The 18,073-nt window shown below is 41.2% G+C and carries 16 protein-coding genes; 2 read left to right on the plus strand and 14 right to left on the minus strand.

The features are described from left to right. Positions 1-14 precede the first annotated feature (14 nt). From IEV36_RS07515 to ispH, 14 genes are all read right to left on the minus strand, one after another. Positions 15-515, minus strand: coding sequence for a type IV pilin protein (locus tag IEV36_RS07515; RefSeq protein ID WP_005259939.1), 501 nt, complete (start codon positions 513-515; stop codon positions 15-17). A gap of 43 nt (positions 516-558) precedes the next feature. Next, on the minus strand, positions 559-5,085 hold the full coding sequence (locus tag IEV36_RS07520) for a pilus assembly protein (RefSeq protein ID WP_005259941.1): 4,527 nt from the start codon (positions 5,083-5,085) through the stop codon (positions 559-561). Positions 5,086-5,097: 12 nt separating this feature from the next. Then, positions 5,098-5,829, minus strand: a complete 732-nt coding sequence (locus IEV36_RS07525; protein WP_005259943.1) for a pilus assembly PilX family protein — start codon at positions 5,827-5,829, stop codon at positions 5,098-5,100. Then, entirely contained in the window at positions 5,826-6,854 is a 1,029-nt protein-coding gene (locus tag IEV36_RS07530) for a PilW family protein (protein ID WP_005259945.1), read from the minus strand. Before IEV36_RS07530 ends, IEV36_RS07525 begins: the two co-directional genes overlap by 4 nt. Before the next feature lies 1 nt (position 6,855). Then, positions 6,856-7,341: a type IV pilus modification protein PilV gene (gene pilV, locus IEV36_RS07535; protein ID WP_005259948.1), complete on the minus strand. Its 486-nt coding sequence runs from the start codon at positions 7,339-7,341 to the stop codon at positions 6,856-6,858. Then, positions 7,338-7,841, minus strand: a complete 504-nt coding sequence (locus tag IEV36_RS07540) for a GspH/FimT family protein (protein ID WP_005259950.1) — start codon at positions 7,839-7,841, stop codon at positions 7,338-7,340. The genes pilV (IEV36_RS07535) and IEV36_RS07540 overlap by 4 nt, the downstream gene beginning before the upstream one ends. A 320-nt stretch (positions 7,842-8,161) precedes the next feature. Next, complete coding sequence (locus tag IEV36_RS07545) at positions 8,162-8,626, minus strand: type IV pilin protein (RefSeq protein WP_005259952.1); 465 nt, start codon at positions 8,624-8,626, stop codon at positions 8,162-8,164. Further along, positions 8,620-9,114, minus strand: a complete 495-nt coding sequence (locus IEV36_RS07550; protein WP_005259954.1) for a type IV pilin protein — start codon at positions 9,112-9,114, stop codon at positions 8,620-8,622. Before IEV36_RS07550 ends, IEV36_RS07545 begins: the two co-directional genes overlap by 7 nt. Positions 9,115-9,123: 9 nt before the next feature. Further along, the gene (locus IEV36_RS07555) at positions 9,124-12,951 is read right to left on the minus strand and encodes a pilus assembly protein (RefSeq protein ID WP_005259956.1); all 3,828 of its coding nucleotides are present in this window, start codon (positions 12,949-12,951) and stop codon (positions 9,124-9,126) included. 17 nt (positions 12,952-12,968) lie between these two features. Continuing rightward, entirely contained in the window at positions 12,969-13,757 is a 789-nt protein-coding gene (locus tag IEV36_RS07560; protein ID WP_005259958.1) for a pilus assembly PilX family protein, read from the minus strand. Beyond that, positions 13,754-14,812: a PilW family protein gene (locus IEV36_RS07565; RefSeq protein WP_005259959.1), complete on the minus strand. Its 1,059-nt coding sequence runs from the start codon at positions 14,810-14,812 to the stop codon at positions 13,754-13,756. Before IEV36_RS07565 ends, IEV36_RS07560 begins: the two co-directional genes overlap by 4 nt. 1 nt (position 14,813) lies before the next feature. Further along, the gene (gene pilV / locus IEV36_RS07570) at positions 14,814-15,317 is read right to left on the minus strand and encodes a type IV pilus modification protein PilV (RefSeq protein WP_005259961.1); all 504 of its coding nucleotides are present in this window, start codon (positions 15,315-15,317) and stop codon (positions 14,814-14,816) included. Next, positions 15,317-15,799, minus strand: a complete 483-nt coding sequence (locus tag IEV36_RS07575; protein ID WP_005259963.1) for a pilus assembly FimT family protein — start codon at positions 15,797-15,799, stop codon at positions 15,317-15,319. The genes pilV (IEV36_RS07570) and IEV36_RS07575 overlap by 1 nt, the downstream gene beginning before the upstream one ends. A gap of 140 nt (positions 15,800-15,939) precedes the next feature. Further along, positions 15,940-16,890 (minus strand): 4-hydroxy-3-methylbut-2-enyl diphosphate reductase, encoded by a 951-nt coding sequence (ispH, locus tag IEV36_RS07580; protein WP_005259965.1) that lies wholly within the window; start codon positions 16,888-16,890, stop codon positions 15,940-15,942. A gap of 103 nt (positions 16,891-16,993) precedes the next feature. Here ispH and gmk point away from each other — a divergent pair, with 103 nt between their 5' ends. Continuing rightward, entirely contained in the window at positions 16,994-17,617 is a 624-nt protein-coding gene (gmk, locus tag IEV36_RS07585; RefSeq protein WP_004776023.1) for a guanylate kinase, read from the plus strand. A 69-nt stretch (positions 17,618-17,686) separates the two neighbouring features. Further along, positions 17,687-17,965 carry a DNA-directed RNA polymerase subunit omega gene (gene rpoZ, locus IEV36_RS07590; RefSeq protein WP_004657467.1) on the plus strand — a complete coding sequence of 93 codons (279 nt, stop codon included), beginning with the start codon at positions 17,687-17,689 and terminating at the stop codon, positions 17,963-17,965. Positions 17,966-18,073: the final 108 nt, after the last annotated feature.

Consider the following 18,073-nt stretch of genomic DNA (forward strand, 5'->3'; position numbering starts at 1 on the left):
TAAAATCTGCTGGCTTACCAGTCTTCTTTATCTAATCCACAATCTTGAGCTGTAATATTTGCAGGTGTTTTGGTCTTACATTTAATGCCCGCACTGGTCAAAAGTAATGAATAATTTCGCGGGCTCTGGCTCACTGCTTTTAAAGACCATGTTTGAGCATTCACAGTTAAGGTAAGGGTAAATTTCTGCTTGCCACTGCTTGCGTCTAAAGGTAAAAGTAGACTGTTATTGGTTGCATTCGCTACCGAGTAATAAGGTCCCTGATTTGTAGATGTGCCTTTTAGTACAAATCCATCATAACTAAAGTTACGCGCCCGATGCTTTTCCAGCAGCTCTGCAACCTTTAGCATTTCCTGTTGTGCTGTAGATAGTTCTGCACGGCGGATATAAACCTGATAACTCGGAATAGCGATCGCTGCGATAATCGCAATGATTGCCACCGTAATCATCAGTTCAATCAAAGTGAAGCCTGTAGGTTTAATTAATTTACTCTCGTCGCAGGAAGGAGAGTGCATATCTCTCCTCCTCCCTTGGGCAAGATAATTGTATTGCTTCCTTTTATTCATTACGTTCATACCAAGTCAGTGGAACCAATTGGCGACGCATGGTATTCGTAGATAATTTGCTACTTCCGATTTTGTCTTTGGCATTTGGATTGAGCAGCTGACGTGTAATTCCATTTTTGTCACCCAGTCCAATACCCGCACCCACCATCGACTCAACAATTCCATGCCCAGCCCCAAAACTCATCGTGGTATCTTTGACATCTTGTTCACATACACCAAAAGGTAAGCAATAACGTTGCACTGTAGTTGCGCCATTGGCCTGAATTTTACAACCATTCCCTGCTGTGGTATTTGGATTATAGACGCTGACATAGAGGCTCTTATTCATCACCACCATTTCACCCAGAACCTTACTTCCAGTCTGACTGGTTAAAGCAGTTTCATTGCCCTGAGCATCCAGTTCTTTTCCAACCACACTATTCGCCTGTACATACCAGCCATTTGGAATCATGGCCTTCACTTGTACCAGATTTTTGCCTTTTAGTTCACTTGCTGTCAGCATTGCTTTAAGATCCGTAGCTAAAAGTTTTGGCGTGCTATTACTGCTACTTGCGGTAGAGAAGTTACGACGAACTACATCCTGATCAAAAAGATTATAAACAGTGCTACTTGAATTCTTATCACTATATGGCAGGCTGCGATTTCCTGATGCAATACTAATCACAGCAAGGGGTTGTTCATAACCGTATACACTAAAGTTTGGTGCTTCATAGAAACGGCTATTGGTATCTTTAAATAGCATACTGTAACTGCCACATCCGCCATCTTTGGTTCCGAAATCTTTACTCAAATCGATCCGCCAGACTTGACCTCCCAAATCACCAAAATAAAGATGATCAGTCACGCCATCTCCGTCTCGGTCAACTGCATTGATACGGCTCACAACACTATATAACTCTTTCATTTTCATGCCATGATTGGTATCACCTGAACCACATGATGTGCTTTGATTATCTCCGCCGGCATACCAGATCAGGTCACCATTGTCTGCATCGAACATATACACCATACGTCCTTTGGTTGCATTGGAAATCACTGGTGCGGTTTTTTCATATTCCATATCATAGCCACCACCAACAATCATGACGCGTTTTGCTGCACCTTTATACATGATGCTGGTAATGGTCGGTTTAGACCAGCTTTGCCCCATCGCAGCTAAAGCCGTATTGGTTGTGGTTTTATAGGTTCCATCAGCTTGCAGACTAATAATACGATTGCGATCTGGATCAATATGGAATTTAAGTTTAGGTTGACTGATATCGCTGAGATCTAATGCATAGTAACTACGTCCTCCCATACGTAAACCACCATAGGCAATTTGTTTGCCTTTCGCGACCACTTTACCATCGCTCTTGATCTCACCGACAGTCGCGACAATTTCACTGCTGACACTGCCACTACTGACTGCTTTCATCCCATAAGCATATTCGCTATAAATAGTCCATGCACCATCAATGCCGTATGCCATATCTGCTTTTACGCCAGCTGGTTTTTCTAAAAATGCTTTGCTTTGTTGGGTATTTTCCAGCATTTCATTGGGTACAAAAGCAAAGCTTTCTTCACCCGTTTTGGCATCAACGACATGCAACAAACCTTGTGTGGTGCCAAATAACATATAATCCTTGCGTTCTTTAACACTGTTATCTGCATTAAAAACAGCTTCCTGAGTCAATTTAACAGGTGTTGAATGCAGGTTCATGCCCACTTTCCAGTTGGTACGATTTGCTTCAGTCAGGTCTGCTGTGGTTGCGGCATTACCCACGTTATATCCCAACAGATTCATAAGCAGATAACCTTTATCATCTGAACGGACTGTAGTTCCAGAACCGCATTTAACGTCCAGATACTTATTATTAATTGTCTTTAAGGCACCCACCTCAGTGAATTGATAGGCGGTTGTATTGTCAATTTGCTGACAGTCGCGATTGATCAGAACTTTACGCTCTGTAATGATCGGCTTGGTCGGATCTGAATTATCCGTTTTATTTTTCAGATTTTTGAGCTTGGCAAGCAACCCGCCCTTATTCCAATCCTGAACATCATAGCTGCTTGCTGAAATATCCCAGGCATCTTTCAGCTTATTCACAGAATTGTCTGTTTCAACATAGTATTTTTTGAAGTTACCTATCCAACTGGCTTTTTCAGTTGGTTCAAACATACTTTTATAAACATCATTACTCATACGATAAGGCGTAAGTGGATCTTCAGGAATGGTTTGTAAACCAATCGGATCACCGTCTGTTACACCTAAATTATCGTGAAAGTCTTTAATACTTTGTGCAATATTCTGGCTATTGGCTGCGTTATACCAGCCACCACCACCAATCACACCCCAACGTGCCATATTCTTGATATCTTCTGGATTACGCGGTAATAAACGATCTAACAAACTGGTAATTCCAGTTGTTAGGCCACTACCAATCAGACTATTCGGTAATAAACCATCTAATAGAGAACCCGTTACGCCAAGCAGATCCCTTACTGCTTTTGGCACAATACCCGTTAACAACTGATCCTGTGCAACATTGGTACTTGAAATCTGGGTCAAACCTTTACTATCAGTGCTATTTTCTTGCCCAGCGATATAGTCAGGAAGTTGCAAGAAAGAGCGATCAAGTCCAATCACGGCCGTCTTAATTGGATTCGTTTTTAGTGCGCGAATATCACGTGCATAGGCGCCGATACACTGCCATGTCGCAAAGTCAGTATTGTCATTTGAGTTCTTATTATTACCTAGGGTGGTCGACTTCAAATCTGTTGAATTACATCTAAAGCTCCAACTATCATTCAAACGTCCATCTTTATATTGAACATTTAAACTCTGAGAGTTATCCAAAGAACGCGCCATTAAACGTTCCATTGCGACCTTAGTCGCTTCGGATTGGCTGCCTTTAGGTTGTAATAAAGAGTCAGTTAAAGTTGGAGCTATTGTCGGTACACCGCCAGCAATGACCATTAAGCCATTTGCATCACATTGTGGAGCAGTTGAAGGTGCTTGATAAAAATTACCATTACTTTTAATCAATGGATTAATTGTACTGTTATTCTTTTGGCTATCAGTAAAACCGCTATATTTCGCACTAACATCTGAGCGATATTCATAAAATATTTCTTGTGATCCTACACTTAATATCCCCAACACATTGAGCAAATTCGCATCAACAGATTTATAACCATTCGTATCTAGATTACCTAGACCTAAAAGCCCAACAAGTTCCCATTGTCCACTTGCACACGTTGTACCATCTGCCTCCCATCCAGTACACTTATAACTTGTTGGAATTCCCAAACCTCCTAATTTAAGAAGATAATTACGTTTTCCATATTGTCTTGCTCCAGTCCCTTTGGTGGTATTGCCAAGTAAATAAGCTCCTGTTTCTGCATAAGTACTTGCCATTGGGTTGTTCCCACCTAACCCCAGCATATTCAAAACATCTTTTAATGCATTGTTCGTATTTTCTAAATTTAAGAGCTCACCTACTGCATCAAATGGATTACTTAAAATTTTTCCTAATGTCGCAACTACATCATTCAGCAAACCACCCACCAGCTTAGGAACAATAGCCAATAAACTTTGTAAATTAAACTCACCTTTTGAGTCCATATTGGCGCTAGCAATATAATCAATGATATGTTGACGATGACTCTGTGTTTTTCCGTTATAGGTATAGACATCACTCAGCAATTTAGGCTCAAATACAATTGCCCCAGCACGATCATTCGCAATATGGTTATAAGGTGAAATTGATAACCCGACCATAGTGCTATCAGGTATCCGCTCCATATCTGGCAGACCCGCCTCACCCTTCTTACCTTTTAACACATCAGTCAGCGCCATACGGACGCGGGAGTTTTTATCATAGCAACGATAGATTCCCACAGTAGATGAATTGGTAATGGATTTGAGTAAACTAATATCAATCAACGGATCGCAGGTTTCACGAATATACTGTTCTGCCGATAAACCTGTTTTTACCCCTAATAGACCATTCAATAAATTATCTAACAGCTTGACGGTTGCATCTGTAGTTACGACCGTACAGGATTGGCGCGGGAATGGATAAGTTGTATTCGGCTGTTCAGTTTTGATTTCAGCAATAGAATCTAAAATTCCCTGCCCTTGTCCATTGCCGAGCACGCCTTTCAAAATTGCTTGATTAATAAGATCAGTTGCTTCTTTTGTGACATTAATTAGATCAGTCTGACCCGCAATTTTTATACCGAGATTTAATCCGTTTTTGCCCAGTACATCCGTAACACCTTGATCTACACACAGTGGATAATCTTTCACCAGATCCAAAAGACCAGCTCCCCCCATACTACGAGACTGATCTACCATCAACATTAATCGTTTTTTATTGCCCGCTGCAGGTTGATAAATTTCAATATCACTGGCCGATGTCACCGATGACAGGATTAAAAGGCTAGACAATACCGTACAACCCAACAGCAGGCCTTTAACTTTGTTCTTTTGTTGTTCTTCACACCTGTTGAGTTTCTTCATCTTCTTATTATTCATGGCATTTCTCCCTTATGAACCTGTAGGTTCAAAGTCAGACAAGAAACGATATTCTGCGACTTGTATGTTATATATTGGCTTTTCTGTATTTTGTTTTAGGCAGGCGGCAACAGCATTGACGCCATTATTGTCTATGCTTTTCGTCAGGCAACCTTTGTCAGGATCATTGTCGGCTTTAAATAAAGCATCGGCCGTTAATAATCCCTGCATTACCGATACAACATAGACACGCAAGCGAATATTGTTTTCAGTTTTTGCCCCTGTTACCTCTGTACCACGAGATAGGTCTGCAAAAGGTGACGTTGGTGTTAAGGCTCTTTTGATATAAACCTGAGTCACAACCTGTTTACGGCCACTTGAAGTTTTTGCTGAAGCCTCTGTACATGCACCTGCACCAGAACTATTAATATTAAAAGACTGACTATTTAGCCGATAACCCGCTTTACTTAATGCAAATGGATCCGTTCCTGAAAAACAAAATACGAGTTCTGCATCTTTGTTATTTTCGTTTTTAAAGAATCCCACAATGCCATTTGCAGAGGCTAAATTTTGTTGAGTGTTGGGATCTTGAAAATACATCAATGCTGCGTCCGCATTTTGGGCCAGCAGAGTCTGGATCTGATGATTACTCACCAGCTTTAATGAACTCACACTTTGACGTATCGCTAGCGTCCCAATAATCGTAATCATTAATAAAATCATGAGTACAACGATGAGTGTCGCACCACGTTGAGCCTGAATCATGTTCCAGCCCCCCCATTTGTACAGGTTGTAGTCTTACTGCTATCACAACCTTCCGAAACCCAACCCATTGCGTTTCGTAAAGAGATCGTTTGATTCACGACCTGACGTAAATAATTATCCTGATAAGTCGGTGTAAGTTTCACCGAGGTCCCCAAGACCTGAAATGGCTCTTTGTTCCGTTCTTTTATGATCGACTGATTACCCGTTCTATCATCAGAACGAACTAGCACTCCCAATTGAATGGCATGGACATGTGGCCGAACAGCCTGTGTGACTCCATCAATATTTTTTGACGTTGCCTTTAAGGCCATATAGTTTTTAATATCCGCATAGGCCAAGGTACTATTTGCACTATTGAGGTCGCCATCCATATACCCCAAACGCACCTGAAAGAAATCAACATTAGGTAAAATGACCTGACTATCTTCCCAAGCAAGTTTTAAACGATCAGTCGATGTCTTGGCATCCAATGAGGTTTGACTATATTGCGCAGCTTGGCAGCGTAAAGATTTACGTGAATCTTTTACAGTAGAATCAACATAGTAGCGCTGTACCACAAATGTTCCGCTACTCACATCCTTGCCTGAGCAGTCCAACCCACCTTGTGGCGCTTGATAACGGATGAGTAATTGATCATTGGTTAGGCCCGTCACATTGGCATTACCAAAACTGGTGAGCTGATTATTGGCAAAGCAATCTGCACAATTCAGATCAATCTTTTCACCAACATTGTTTGAGGTCAGCAAAATTCCCGCATAACCAATCTGGTCATTAACGGCGGGTACAGGCGAACTCAGATTGGCTTTACGAATATCATCAACAATAAAATTCAAGCCCAAACTGGCATTGTCCTGAATATGTGCCATGGCTTTTTGTAATTTATAGCTGGTAATCCCAGTAATAAACAGTTGAATTGCCGCAGCGACAATCAACAAACCTAAAGTCAGTGAAATCATTAGCTCAATCAATGTAAAGCCTGATTGACTGTTGGTATATGGCTTAAAATCTGCAAGGCTTCTTCCCATTTTAATAAGCCTCCAGAAATAGACAATGTGATCCTGAAACGTAAGCCCCATCTTTTATGCATGAAGCAATTCCAGTATTTCCTGCCAGATTGGTCTCGTCCCAGGCGACATAAATACATTGTCGGTTATTTCCAGTTGGACATTGATCCACAGCGAGATTCATTCCACTATCTTTGGCTTGTAGCGCAGCATTTTGTAAATCTTGTAGCGCGATCTTTTCAGGTTTATCCGCTACATTTGATACTGCTATTTTTGGCACCTCTACTGCTGCAACCTTATATTTCCCTGCTCGGGTCGCCTGTGGATTTGCACGCATTTTCTCTGCCAGATCGCGTGCAATGGTGAGTGCTATCACCTGCTTATTGGCTTCCAGACTGGAATCCACCGCCCGTAACTGCAAAGCAGCAAAACCCAATACGCTGATCGCTAATAAAACCAGCGCGACCAAGACTTCAACCAGTCCAACCCCTTGTTGTTTTATATTCATGGGCAGGCTCCTTCCGTGATAATGGTATCCCCAATGACACCGACCCGAACACAATAAGAAAGACCTTGTCGCTCTAACATAAAGTCTTTTTGTGCAGCAATGCTGCCATTGGTTCTAAAACTGAGACTTGTGGCTGAGGCATTTGTTTGAGACACGCCATTTTCTAAACGGGCAATAAAAATTCGTTGTGTTTCAGTTTTGGGAATCGAAATTGCAGTTGCACAATCATCGATTGATAAAGATGCTAGACATATACCAGTGCTTTGACGGAGTAGAACTGCTTGGCTTCTTGCTTCTGAAACCTTCATCGTCAGTTCACGTACAGAGGACTCTAACTTTTGGCGGTTATACATGGAGGCGAATGAAGGTGCAGCCATTAAAGCGATAATTGCTAAAATAGCGATGGTAATGATCAGTTCAACCATCGTAAATCCCGAGCAAGGTTTGGCCTGTGCACAAGATAAAGCGCGATGCTCCGCGTCGTAATGGGCTTGTTGCATATAGTCCTCCATATGCACAAATCTTTTTGTTGTAACAGCGCTCTCAAGTATTTTAAGTAAGTAAAATCAATTCATTATATAAATGAGAGAAGCACTATTTTTCGTGATTGTTTTCATGTTTAGTTATCAATCTCAACCTAAAATACACGAAAAGCTACCATTAGGGGATAAAAGGTATAGAACAGCAGATAAGTGATAATTTGATCACATTCACTTGTTATTATTGTCAATAATGTTAAATAACATCAAAAATTATTCATAAAAAAAGCAAACCTCTTTGGGTTTGCTTTCTCTAGTTTGCCAATCATCGTTATAAAAAGTTAGCGACCGTCCCAGTTAGTAGTTGCGGATGGAACACAGGCGGTACCACTATTTTTATCAGAACCTTTGGTCCAGCAGCGCTCTCCTCGATGGTTTAAAACGATGTGACCATCCCCTATTTGCGCTCCCGTTGGGGTTGCGGTCAATGTCCATGTGCCAGCAGTAACATTGGATAAAGCCAAGGTATATAACGCTGCGCCACCTGATTCTGGCAGTGTACCCGTATGCCCAACATCAGCAATTGCGATCGGTGTGGTACCATCGGATTTTAAAAATGTAAAATTCGCGATTCTGTAGCGTTGCAAACGTCCGGCAAGCTCAATCATATCTGCCTGTGCATCAACACGTTTGGTTCTCCGAACATATTCTTGATATGAAGGGTAAGCAATCGCAGCTAAAATCCCGATAATGGCCACGACTATCATCAACTCAATTAATGTAAAACCTCTGTTTTGCTTTACCATGTTGACTCAACTCCAGATCCTGAGCAATCTAACGCAATAGTTTTATCCTGTCTTTTACAGCGTAGACCATTACTGTTCAGAACAAAACTCCAATTTTTTGCATCAGCAGCTTGTGCCCGAATGGTCCAGCTTTGCCCATTAACGCCATTCGCAAAGAGTGTTTTTGTCGGATCATCGCCATCTTGCACAGTGATTGTATATTTGATTGCTGCACCTGTTGCACCTGCAGGTAAAACCACCTGATTCGTAGCTGGAGATGCATTGGGCACTATCGAAAAGTTAATATAATTAAAATTACGGCTTTTATGCTTTTCCAGCTCTGTTGCCAGCCGCTGTATTTCTTGCTGAGCTTGAGAGGCCTGAGCTCGGCGGGCATATAACTGATAACTCGGTATCGCTATTGCCGCCAAAATAGCGACAATAACCACAACAATCATCAGTTCAACTAGAGTAAAACCCTTAGAAGGAGTGAATCTCTTATTTAACATGACTCATTCCTATCTTGAACGTTCATACCAGCGTTGAGGGATTAAACACATTTCACTACTGCCAGAAGAGATAACACCATTATTCGTCATCGCCCCACGGTTCCCTGTTGAAACACAGTAATTTTTATTGTTTTTCCCATCTCCTGGCCCAGGTCCACCATTACCACCTCCGCCACCACACTCTCCTAGGGTCGGATCACAGTCCTTAGCATCATCCACAATGGCAGTGTATTGGATTCCTGCCCCTAATGAACAGCCATCACCAGTACTACACGCAATACCTGAACCGGATACAACCGTCTTATCACATTGGCCATATGGCATACAGAACTGATTTAGGAAGCTTTCGCCTTTGACACCAGCACCACAGTCCCCAGATAAACCGGGTTTACTTCCATCAAATGTCGAGACAAATAGACGATTATTTAAAGCAATTGGTGTGGCAAAAACTTTGGCACTCTGTAGTTTGTTAGATTGGAAACGGTAAAACCATCCCTTCTTGGTATAAGGTGCAACAAGTGTCGTATTGTCATTTCGATTACTTGCTTTGACCTCCCCTAAATTTCCATCGCCTAAGTCTGCTAATGTCACTGTAGTAGTTGAATAGCTATAACCAGAATTATATAAACCACGGGCAGCTACATCTTTATCATAAATATTATAGACAGCATCATAATCATAGCCGGAAGTGCCAACAGTATAATCCTTCAACGGCGTACTTCTGTTACCACTACCAATTGAAACGACTGCAAAAGTACTTCCCGCATAATCATAAATCGAAAAAGCTGGCATCTCATAGAAACGAGGGCTTGTACCCGTAGTTCCTGAAGCTTTGTGTAAATTCAACAATAAGCGAGGTGTCTTAGCAAAACTTGAGGCTGTACTGGCTTTATTGTCTAAATCGATGCGGAATAATTGCCCACCTAAATCACCAAAATATAAATGATCGGCCAAGCCATCCCCATCACGGTCTTCAGTGCGAATTTCACTGACCACACTATATTTCATCTCAGAAACTGGAACTTTGGTTACACCTGTAGATGCTGCTGTAGTATTTGCTCCTGCCCACCAGAGTAGTTTTCCGTTATCGGCATCAAACATATAAACACCGCCACCTTTTTTATTGGCTTGTTCATAGGTATCACTTTCATATCCACCATTAACTATTCGGTTACCGCTTGCATCCAAGCCATCACCCTTCACCCCACCAGCATCATAACCACCACCCACAAACATTACACGCTTACGTTGGTTATTCCATTTAACCCATGCGATTGCTGGCTTTGACCAACTCTCTCCCATATCATCCAGTTCGTTATAAGTAGTCGCAGTTCCATCACTGCTATAAACTTTTTTATCGTCTGGCGAAATATGAAACTTCAATTTAGGGTCATTTATATTTTGCAGATCTAAAGCATAATAGCTTCGCCCCCCCATACGTAAGCCACCATAAACAATTTGTTTACCTTTCTGATTAATTCCTTTACCAGAACCGACGGTTAAGTTACCCGAACCATCTATCACATACTCGGTATAAGCAGTCCAAGGTCCATCAATTCCATAATAAAGATTTGCCATACCACCAGTTGTCGTATCATATTTTTGGAAAGCTTGTTTTTGTTTCTCAATCATTTCATTAGGAACAAAGGAGAACTTCTCTTCACCCGTTTTAGCATCCACAACATGTAATAAGCCTTGTGTCGTACCAAACAGCACATAATCCTCACGATTCTCAGAACCTATGACACCCTTCGTATACGTTACCTTCCCTTTGTTGGTTACCAATAGAGGAGATGAATGCATGACTGCACCAATCTGGCGTAACTCAGGTGCAGCGCTAAGTGAAGTGGTCGTAATTGTATTCGGATTTGCCGCATCAACCCCATAGCCTAAAAGCAACATCAGATAACCACGATTTGCATCATTTCGATAAGTTGCGTCAGTTAAATCAGCACTCGTCACACGTCGTAGACTTGAACCTGTAATGAATGTAGCCGCAGTACCCGTCCCACTTGCAATACGATTGGTTAATAATTTACGGTTTTCGGTTGTTTCGCCTGCGGTGATTTTTAATTTAAGTTGTGACCAAGCTCCTCCTCTGAGTGCAAACTTGGTACTTCCTGGGGTATTTTCATCCGCATCTTTAATTGCTTGTTCAGAGCTGACTGTCTTAGACCATAGATCGTAGTTATCAACGATTCGTCCTGTAGTATCCGTAATTTTATTACCGCTTTTATCTCTTAAAATTCCATTAATAACATTGTACTTTTTCAGGTTTCCTGCCCAAAGTTGATACGGCTTATCAGGTGTAGGCTGGAATTGAGGAAAATAAGCCTGTTTTTGTAGCACAGCTGGGTTCAAGCTATCTTTAGGAACGGTTGGGGATCCCGTCGTTACAGCAGGAATATCTGTGCCGAGCTCGCCCAAGAATGCATTTACACTATCGACAACGTCTTGAGAACTATTACCAGAATACCAGCCACCTTCTCCAAGAATACCCCATTGTGCTGCTCTCTTTACATTGGTATTAATCGTTCCAAGAGCATCAATATTTTGTTGCTGGGTTTTTGCCTTGTCGTAAGAGGGAATACCGTTAAAGTCACTACCAAACCCAACAACTGCTGTTTTAAACTTTAATCCTACTGGATTTTTAGCTGGATCTAGTAAAGCAGCAGAAAGTTTATTTAGACAATCGTAACTTGTATTATCGCAAGTAAAATTTTGGCCATTTAGACCTAATGCGCCTTGCATAAGAGGTAAAGAATCAGAATCCTGAGAAGGTTCACCATCAGTTAAAACATATACACCTTGCCCACTACATTTTTTTATGTCATCTGTTTGTGTGAGTGAAGCAGGCATTTGGTATAAGGTTTTATCAGTATTTTTTGTATCGCTTGCAGAATAAGAAAAGCCTGAGTTACTGTTTGCAATATTTATTACGCCTGTATAGTCATAACAGGTTTGACTTCGATAGCTACTACTTGTCTTTCCACTAATTGTACAACTATAACTATTAATTGAGTCTCCTGAAGGTAAATTGCTTGATGTACTACTCCAAGAATTACATGCAGAATAACTTGCATTCCAAGCTGTACACACCTCAACTTTAGCATTCCAACTAAACAAAGACTTTTGCTCGTAATAACGATAATACGGCATATCAGAAACAGTTCTTTGTCGAGCCTCAGTCGTTTTCCCCATTAGGTAGGCAACGGTTTCAGCATAAGAACGGGCTGTAGGTGTATTGGTCCACGTATCAAACCCAGCAATAGTATCAATCAATACCTGTCTTTGAGTTTTCGTACCAACCATCGCACCTAACTTTCTAGCAGGGACTAATACAGCACCTGAGTTTTGATAGTTTTTATTGCTGTCCACTGCTCCAAGTGTAGATAAACCTAATACTTTATCATCAGTAATACGAATAATACCCTTTGCACTATTTCCATAAAGCAAATCCATCATTCCATCTTTTAGGCGCGTGATCCGATCATAATATTTTGTGCCATTACTTCCCAAGCACCAAGATCTCACATATTTAGGACCACCAGAAATCGGTTGCTCTGTTGCCTGACTACGACCTCGATCCGAAACCCCACTCGGCAAATCACATCCATAGCCACTAGTATTACCATTATATCGGCTCATACTGCCCGAAATATCCAGCATGAACATCAAGGAAATCTCACCCGACTTAGCTTCCTGATAAATATCAATATCGCTGGCTTGAGTAACACTGGTGCTCACCACTCCCGTAAACAACCCTGCAATACTCATGGCGAGTAATTTTTGACGATAAAATGTGGTTTTACGATTCTGTTTCATATTTTTATTCATCTATATTTACCCCCCATTTAAGAGAAATTCTGAGTAATGTTGTATTCACTCACTTGCGTTGTGAAAGGCACATTTAAACTGGTTAGACATTCCGTAACGTTTTTCAAAGGATTATCTTTTACCGCTACTGCATTTTCATCAATTACAGGTGCAGTGGTTCCATCTGGAATAGTGACTTCACTCATATGCGACTGTAAGCATGTATTAAGCTCTGAACGATCAACATTGGTTAAACTTGGCATAAGCGAAACAGCAAAAACTTTGACTAGTTTTGCTTCCTCAATTTGTCCTGTTTTGGGATCGTGCCCTCGTGGACGACCGTAGAAAGGATCATTCTGAGTTACGGTTGAAAACTTTACTGCAACTTGGGTCATGACTGTTTTACGGCCGCTGGTGAACCAGTTCCCACTCGTATCAACCGCATCACAATAACCATCTGATCCCAAACTGTTGTTTGTAGGTTTCTTTGCTCCATCTTCCCAAATCATCAAACTTGCACGATTCAAATCAAAGAAACTGGTCTGATCGCCACGAAAACAAAATACAAGTTCCTTATTCTTATCACTTGCACCGCTGATATAACCAAACATCCCATTGGCACCTAAGCTTTGAATCAGTTGATCTGCCTCTTCGATATTAAAAAAAGATGCATCGGAGTTCTGCATGACCAATTGCGACACCTGACTATTGGTTGCAATATTCAGCCCCACCATACTTTGGCGAATCGCAAGTGTTCCTATCACGGTAATGGCTAATAAAAAGATCAACACAACAATTAAGGTTGCGCCAGTTTGATTCTGCCTCATAGTCCACGCTCCCCAATAACGTTACGTAAAGCAATTGTTTGCGCTACGACCTGTCTTATGTATTTAGGACTATCTGCTTTTGTTTTTTTAACTGTGACCTCTTGATCTAATACCCTAAAAGTCTGGTCATCATTAATACTATTCTCTTTATTAACAGCTTGAGCCGAGCGCGCCAATATACCGATTTGTACCGCTACAATGCGAGGACGTGGAGAAGCTAAAGTCATATAATCATTGAAGGTAATATAGCGTCGGCTAGCTGCGGGTGCTGTCACACTATCATCTTGAATGTTGAGTAGGACCCTAAAATGATCAACCCGTTTCATAATGATTTCACCTGCACCACCATATCCCGTAATAGCCATAGCTGGTAATGGATCTGTAGGGTTGACTGGTTTTGCGGCCTCAACTGGATAATGTCCAGCATCACAAGCTAAAGCTAGAGACTGATTTGGCTCATTCCCATTCTTATTATTGTCGACTCTTAGGAAATAGCGTTGAACGATAACTTGCTGTCCAAATTCACCACCTTTAGCTGGTTGGGTCACAGGAAAATTTAGGGCATTCCCCTCACAATCGTATCCCCCATTCCAGATTGTCCCTGCTGGATTCAGAACATACTGCGGCACATATTGAATCACCAATTGATCACTTAAAACATCAGTACCTTTAATCTGTACATTCGAGGGAGCTATACCACTTGCAGACAGAAATTTAGCTGCGACATTACTTCCTTCAACCTGATGAAAGATATTACTTAATGCCGTACCTTGCGCATCCTTCTGGGCATTTGTTGAAGAGGTTAGAACGATTCCTCCATAAGCCGTCTGATCATTAATCACTGCTTTAAAATTATTTAGATTCGCCAACCGAATATCTTGGGTTAAATAGTTCAAACCGAAATTGGCATTATCCTGTATATCGGCTACCCCCTGTTGCATCGATAAACTTTTTTGACCTGCTAAAAATAACAGGACCGCAGCAGCCGTAATAATCAAACCTAGCGTTAAAGAGAGCATTAATTCAATTAATGTGAAACCTGCTTGTTTTATCATTTTAATAGGTCTCCATAATCACACAGGTTGAGACTGGGTTATAAGCATTCCCATTCGTACAATCTCCTACTCCTGTCCCATCCGTTGCACTTGAATCCCCCCAAGCAACATAAATACATTGACGATTACTGGTATTTTGACAGTCCATAATATTCATGGTCATACCTAAAGAAGCAGCTCTTGTGGCAACCTGTGCGATATCAAAATCAGCTAACTCTTTATCTGTACATACTGTTGTACCAATGCATTCTTTTGCTGATGTTTTCTGTTTCTTAGAATCAGACAGTTCTTCCTGATATACACTAAATGAATTGCGATTGACCCGAATCCGCTCAGCTAAATCCCGAGCAAGCGTTATGGCCTGTACACGAGAAGTACTTTCAGCACTTGCCTCTAATGAGCGATACTGCAATGTCACAAAACCTAATACCCCAATGGCAAGTACTAATAGCGCAACCAAAATTTCAACAAGACCAACACCACGTTGATGATTTAAGCGTTTCATTAACATGCCCCATCTGTTGTTTGCTGAATGGTTCCCATACGTGAAACACTGACAGTTTTTGACTTGTCACCAGAACTTTTATTGCAGATTTCAATACTTGTATCGCTATTTACAGGAATGCATTTTGCAGGTGTACTACCATCTAAAGCACAAACCCCACCCGTCAAATTAAAGTAAACAGAAGTGTTAGAACCAGACTTTAAAACTGCTTTACCCACTGGCATCCAATTGAATTGAGAATCCGTATTTGCACTTGGTGTAGATGTAGAATCTGATTTTAAGGAAACCTCTACTTCTCTTCTTTCCTGTACAGCTTTTGCTCTTGCTTGATTTAAAGTCAGGATTAATTCTTGTGTACTTTTATTAAAGTTCTGGGCCAGCATCATATTGTTAAATACCGGCACAGCCATCATCGCAATCACAGCCAACACCGCAATTGTCACCATCAATTCAATTAAGGTGAATCCCCGAGTTTTCCCCATTTCCCCAGCACCTAATTTTTAAAAATTCACTACTCTATCTTAATTTTTATTTTTACAGAACCAATACAAAGCAGATAAGCAGCAAAAAAAACGGATGGAGTGTCATCCATCCGTTTCCAGTTCACATTTTTCTAATAAAATTAGGCTTGTATCACCTGTATACGCAACTCTTTTGGTAGACTAAAAGTGATATTTTCCTCACGTCCTTGTAACTCTTTTGGTGGTGTTGCACCCCAATCTTGTAAACGTTGGATCACTTGTTTAATTAAAATTTCAGGTGCAGATGCACCCGCAGTCACACCAATTTTACTATCCGATTTAAACCAGTCTTTTTGCAGTTGATCTGCATTATCGACCAGATAAGCAGATTTACCCATACGCTCAGCCAATTCGCGTAAACGGTTTGAGTTGGAGGAGTTTGGCGAACCGACCACTAACACCACATCACACTGCTCAGCAAGATCACGTACTGCATCCTGACGGTTTTGCGTGGCGTAGCAAATATCATCTTTACGCGGGCCTTGAATTTGTGGAAATTTCGCCCGTAACGCATCAATCACTTTCGCCGTATCATCAATTGAAAGCGTGGTTTGAGTAACAAAAGCCACTTTATCTGGATGATTAACCGTTAAAGCTTCAACATCTTCTTCGTCTTCGACTAGATAGATTGCGCCACCTTTGGTTTTATCATACTGGCCCATTGTGCCTTCAACTTCTGGATGGCCTTCATGCCCAATCAGAATCGCTTCAGTTCCTTCACGTGCATATTTAGTCACTTCGATATGCACTTTGGTGACCAACGGACAGGTTGCATCAAATACTTTTAAACCACGGCGATCAGCTTCTTGCTGTACCGCTTTAGATACACCATGCGCACTAAAAATCACAATAGAATCATCAGGAACCTGATCTAGCTCATCAACAAAAACGGCGCCACGCTGACGTAAGTCATCGACTACAAATTTGTTGTGTACCACTTCATGACGGACATAAATTGGCGGATTAAAACATTCCAATGCCCGATTGACGATTGCTATAGCACGGTCAACACCAGCACAAAAGCCTCGTGGATTGGCCAACACGATTTCCATAACAACCTCTCTGATCAACTGAATTTTTACGCCAAACTATTTCGTTTAATGGCACGCTACACTACAATAGCCAAGATATTTTATCATATTCAGGAAAAATATCATGTCGGGTCTCTTGTTTGTCGTTTCTGCAGCCTCAGGAACGGGCAAAACATCTTTGGTCAAAGCCCTACTCGATCGAGTCAGCAACCTACACGTTTCTGTCTCACATACTACACGCGGTCAGCGTCCTGGTGAACTTGATGGTGTTCACTATCATTTTACCAGTAAAGAAAGTTTTTTAGCACAAGTCGATGAAGGTGGTTTCATCGAATACGCAGAAGTATTTGGAAACTATTACGGTACTTCGCAAGCCAAAGTAAAAGAACAACTCCAGCAAGGTCACGATGTTTTACTTGAAATTGACTGGCAAGGTGCTGAACAGGTTCGTCGACTTTTTCCTGAATCAAAACAGATCTTTATTCTCCCTCCAACCCAGTATGACTTAAGACAGCGCCTATCGAATCGCGGTACAGATTCTGTCGACGTGATCGAGCATCGCTTGAGTTGTGCCGTGGAAGATATGCGTCATTTTGCCAGTTTTGACTATGTCATTATCAATGATGATTTCAACAAGGCAGTGCATGACCTAGAAGCCATTATTACAGCAAACCGTTTGGTGACCTTGCAACAAAGCAACCGCCACCAGCAATTAATTGAAAACTTGATCACCCTTAATCGCGAATAACTTGAGTCTTGTATAAAAGCCTTTTATACTACTCAGTCTTTCAAATGTGATGTTCAGACGAGACAACTTATGGCACGTGTAACCGTTGAAGATTGTTTAGACCATGTAGATAACCGCTTCGAGTTGGTACTGGTAGCGAGTAAACGTGCACGTCAATTGGCACGTCAAGGTATGGAACCAACTGTAGAGTGGGATAATGACAAACCAACAGTGGTTGCATTACGCGAGATCGCAGTGGGTCATGTCACTAAAGAAATTTTAAAACAACGCGACCAAGACTACCAAACATCAAATCTTGATATGGTATTGTCAACAAATTCATTAAACTTAGAAGGTTTCACTTTCTAAATCGAATTTGCTTTGCTGAAAAGCCCATTGTGAAGACACTGGGCTTTTTTGTTTGTTGTAAAATTCAGCGTTATATTGGTAAAAACAATATACTTCATTGAAAAAATT

Origin of the sequence: Acinetobacter vivianii, from assembly GCF_014635885.1 — a bacterium.
GTDB lineage: Bacteria > Pseudomonadota > Gammaproteobacteria > Pseudomonadales > Moraxellaceae > Acinetobacter > Acinetobacter vivianii.